This is a genomic window from Pseudomonas folii (assembly GCF_014357575.1).
In the GTDB taxonomy this organism is placed as follows: Bacteria; Pseudomonadota; Gammaproteobacteria; order Pseudomonadales; family Pseudomonadaceae; genus Aquipseudomonas; species Aquipseudomonas folii.
The window spans coordinates 1-3,730 of sequence record NZ_JACONW010000263.1; the positions used below are offsets into that span (position 1 = coordinate 1).

The following is a 3,730-nucleotide window of genomic DNA, read 5'->3' on the forward strand; positions in this document are numbered from 1 at the left end:
TCTTACTCATTCGGCTCATCGGTATTGATGTACTCCGGCACTTTGGCCAGTGGCAAGCGGCGGGCTTGTTCGATGCTGATGCCGGGACGATTCGGCAGCGGGTCGAGTTTCTGAATCTCGCCGGTCTCGAGACTGCGTTCTATGGCAGCCAATACCCGCACATCGCGCCAGCCTTCGTCGCCATCGGGTTCTGGCTCGCGGTCTTGCAGGATGCAATCGGAGAAGTACTGGGTCTGACCGCCGAACTGGTCCACCACAGGATGTTCATGTTCTGTGGTTTCGTCACCGATGATTGCCCGGTAACTGATCGCGACGCCTTCACCAAAACCGAAGCATGGCGATGCTTCGAACTCGCCTTTGGTGCCTATCAATTGATAGCGCTGGGTGCCCGGCAGGCTGTAGCTGACGGTGAATTGCGCCAGTCGCTCTTCCGGGAAGCGCAGGGTCACGCTGACAGTATCCGGCGTATTGATTTCGCGCCCCGGCGTATGAATAGCCACGGCATGAACTTCCAGAGGCTCGGCATCAAACAGGTTGCGGACCGCATTGATCGGATACGGCCCCATGTCCGCCGCAGGACCTGCCCAGTAGCCATTCTGCATGCGGTGATTTTTTGGATCGGTCGTCTGCGCAAAGGTCGCCGTGAACAACCGTGGATCGCCGATTTCACCTGCGCGTACGCGTCCGATCATCTCGACAGTGCCCGGCTCGAAATGCAACCGGTAAGCAATCATCAGCTTGGCACCGGAGCGCTGGGCGGCTTCGGTGATTGCAATGCAGTCTTCTTCGCTGGTCGCCATGGGTTTTTCCAGCAATACATGGATCCCGGCTTCCAGTGCAGGCACGGCAAATTCCCGATGGCGGAAATTAGGCGTGGCCAGGTAAATCGCATCGATTTCCCCTGACTTGAGCAGCGTGTCGAATTCGCTGTAGTCATAGCTTTTAAGGTCGTACAGCTCAGCCAGCTTATCGGCTTTGATCGGGTCGCCAGTCACCAGTGCAGTCATCACCGAGTTATCAGTCTGATCGACGCCCGGCATGAATGCGCCTTGAGAAATCCAGCCTCCGGCAACCACTGCGTAACGAATTTTGCCTTGTGCATCTGGCATGAGATAAGTCTCCAGAATCGCCCGGCGTTATGCCCGGCCCATATAGAAGGGGCATGCTCAGGCGCTGGAAGTTCAAAGCAATTGCCGGACAGGGCGAAATGATGTCAATCTTTGTAATACTTTTCGTGAGTGGGAAAGTGACTTTCTCGTTGTAGGATCACAGCCCGTAATAAATCTCAGGATTGTATGAACACCGTTCAGGAACCTCCCGGTTGCTTTGCTCTTAACTGCTTTGATTTTAACTTCAGTGCCGATCCCGCTTTCCCCTCAGGATCAGCTCGTCTGAATACCCCCCTCGATAATCCGTCTAGTGTGTCCTGTGCGGCCGACGTATCTTTACGTCCGGCAGGCTTGAGAACATCCGTCAAATCCCGTCTGCGAGAGATTCAATAGTTCTATGGAATGGATAGCTGATCCCACGGCCTGGCTTGGCCTGCTCACTCTGATCGTTCTGGAACTGGTGCTGGGCATCGATAACCTGGTGTTTATCGCAATTCTCGCTGACAAGCTGCCACCCGAGCAGCGTGACAAGGCGCGGGTCATTGGCCTTTCGCTGGCGTTGATCATGCGCCTTGGCTTGCTGGCCAGTATTTCCTGGATGGTCACGCTGACTGCGCCACTGTTCGAACTGTTCGATCACAGCTTCTCGGGCCGCGACCTGATCATGCTGTTCGGTGGTGTGTTCCTGTTGTTCAAGGCCACCATGGAATTGCACGAGCGACTGGAGGGTCACGTTGCCGAACGTACCAGCAACGGCACGTATGCCCGATTCTGGCCGATCGTTGCGCAAATCGTGGTGCTTGACGCCGTGTTCTCCCTGGACGCAGTGATTACCGCTGTGGGTATGGTTGAGCATCTGGCTGTGATGATGATTGCCGTGATCTTCTCCATCGGCCTGATGATCATCGCCAGCAAGCCGTTGACCAAATTCGTCAACTCGCACCCGACTGTGATCATGCTGTGTCTGGGCTTCCTGATGATGATCGGTTTCAGCCTGACCGCTGAAGGCCTGGGCTTCCATATTCCTAAAGGCTATCTGTACGCGGCCATTGGCTTCTCGATCCTGATCGAGCTGTTCAACCAAGTCGCTCGCAAGCGTCGCAAGAAGTCATTGCATGGTGCGCGGCCTATGCGTGAGCGCACCGCCCACGCCGTACTGCGCCTGCTGGGTGGCCGCAAGCTGGACGCCGATGAAGTGGGCGAAGAAATCGCCGACATGCTGGAAGGTGAACAGACCGAGGCGGTGTTCCACCGTCGTGAGCGAGTGATGATCAGTGGTGTGCTGCAACTGGCTGAGCGTCCGATTCGCTCGGCCATGACACCACGGGCCGAGGTGGATCTGATCGACCTGGCTGACGATCCGGAAACCGTGCGAACCAGGCTGATGCATTCGTCCTATTCGCGTTTGCCATTGATCCGCGACGGTCGTGTGGATGAGCCATTGGGCTTCGTGCACAAAAAAGAGTTGCTCAAGGAATTGTTGGCTGGCAATGAGCCGAACCTGGAGTTCATGGCGCGTAAAGCGATCAACCTGCTGGACAGCTTCACGATCCTCAACGCCCTTGAGCAGATGCGCAAAGAGTCGACCCACATCGCTTTTGTGGTCAACGAATTCGGCGATTTTATCGGCCTGTTGACCATGACCGACATTCTGGAATCCATCGCAGGTGAACTGCCGGATGCCAGCGAAGTGGAGGGGCCGGATGTAGTGGTCGAGGACGACGGTTTTATTGTCTCTGGCGGCCTTAACCTGAGCCAGGTGCGTGAGCGGGTGGGTTTTCAGGCCCATGCGACCGAGGACTATCAGACCCTTGCCGGTTTGGTGATGAGCCTGCTGGATCGCTTGCCAAGGATTGGCGACAAGCTCGATTGGGAAGGCTGGGACATGACTGTCGTGGGCGTCGAAGAGCGACGTGTCACCCGGGTTCTGTTACGCAAGCCCCAGTGACCATCAAGTGATAAAAGCCCCGCTGTTGCTGGGGAAGCGCGAGCCAGACACCTCGCGCACCAGCATCAACGAGGCTGATAATCAGTATCTTGACGGGTGGTTTTTCATAAGGCGGTTGTGAATTTAGATTGGCCCCATCACTTCGGAACAACTATTGGAGCCACATCATGAAACGCACAATCGCTTTGAGCTTTGCCCTTTCGATCCTGACCGCGACCGGCGCTTTTGCCAGCACTTCGCCCATCCAGACTGTCGCTGCAGTTACTCAGGTTGCAGACCGTTCCAGCGTTGCGACCCCTGAAGTCCACGTTGCCGGTGCCGGTAACAAAACCTTCGACCGCGCTGCAGTGAACCTGGATAAAAAAGTGGTGGTTGCCGAAAACCGCAAAGAATTCGGTTCGCAGTATCAGCGTTATTGATCGCGAGGTTCGAACAGAAACAGCCCGGCTAGCCGGGCTTTTTTGTGTCTGAAGTGATCACAATCTGAAGCGGGCTTGGCGGCGAGAGGATTTGATGCGGTGATTCAGGCCTTCCGTCTCGCGAACAAGTTCGCTCCTACCGGGTTGCGCTGAGTCAGGTAGGAGGCAACTTGTTGGCGAGGGGGCTTGCTGCGGTGATTCAGCTCGACCGTCTCGCGAACCAGTTCGCTCCTACCGGGTTGCGCTGAGTCAGG

At 56.2% G+C, this 3,730-nt stretch carries 3 protein-coding genes; 2 read left to right on the top strand and 1 reads right to left on the bottom strand.

The window, feature by feature from the left end; all coding sequences use genetic code 11:
* Positions 1-2: 2 nt before the first annotated feature.
* The gene (locus tag H8S59_RS26395) at positions 3-1,109 is read right to left on the bottom strand and encodes a Gfo/Idh/MocA family protein (RefSeq protein WP_095102079.1); all 1,107 of its coding nucleotides are present in this window, start codon (positions 1,107-1,109) and stop codon (positions 3-5) included.
* Positions 1,110-1,506: 397 nt separating this feature from the next.
* On the opposite strand from H8S59_RS26395, the gene H8S59_RS26400 reads away from it, so the two are divergent.
* Together H8S59_RS26400 and H8S59_RS26405 are read left to right on the top strand one after the other, a co-directional pair.
* On the top strand, positions 1,507-3,057 hold the full coding sequence (locus tag H8S59_RS26400; protein ID WP_187523317.1) for a TerC family protein: 1,551 nt from the start codon (positions 1,507-1,509) through the stop codon (positions 3,055-3,057).
* A gap of 167 nt (positions 3,058-3,224) precedes the next feature.
* On the top strand, positions 3,225-3,476 hold the full coding sequence (locus H8S59_RS26405) for a hypothetical protein (RefSeq protein ID WP_095102075.1): 252 nt from the start codon (positions 3,225-3,227) through the stop codon (positions 3,474-3,476).
* Positions 3,477-3,730 lie beyond the last annotated feature (254 nt).

What these genes read in the sequence shown, in the direction of transcription:
- H8S59_RS26395 (WP_095102079.1), bottom strand. Translation starts at nt 1,109, where the DNA reads ATGCCAGATGCACAAGGCAAAATTCGTTACGCAGTGGTTGCCGGAGGC.
- H8S59_RS26400 (WP_187523317.1), top strand. Translation starts at nt 1,507, where the DNA reads ATGGAATGGATAGCTGATCCCACGGCCTGGCTTGGCCTGCTCACTCTG.
- H8S59_RS26405 (WP_095102075.1), top strand. Translation starts at nt 3,225, where the DNA reads ATGAAACGCACAATCGCTTTGAGCTTTGCCCTTTCGATCCTGACCGCG.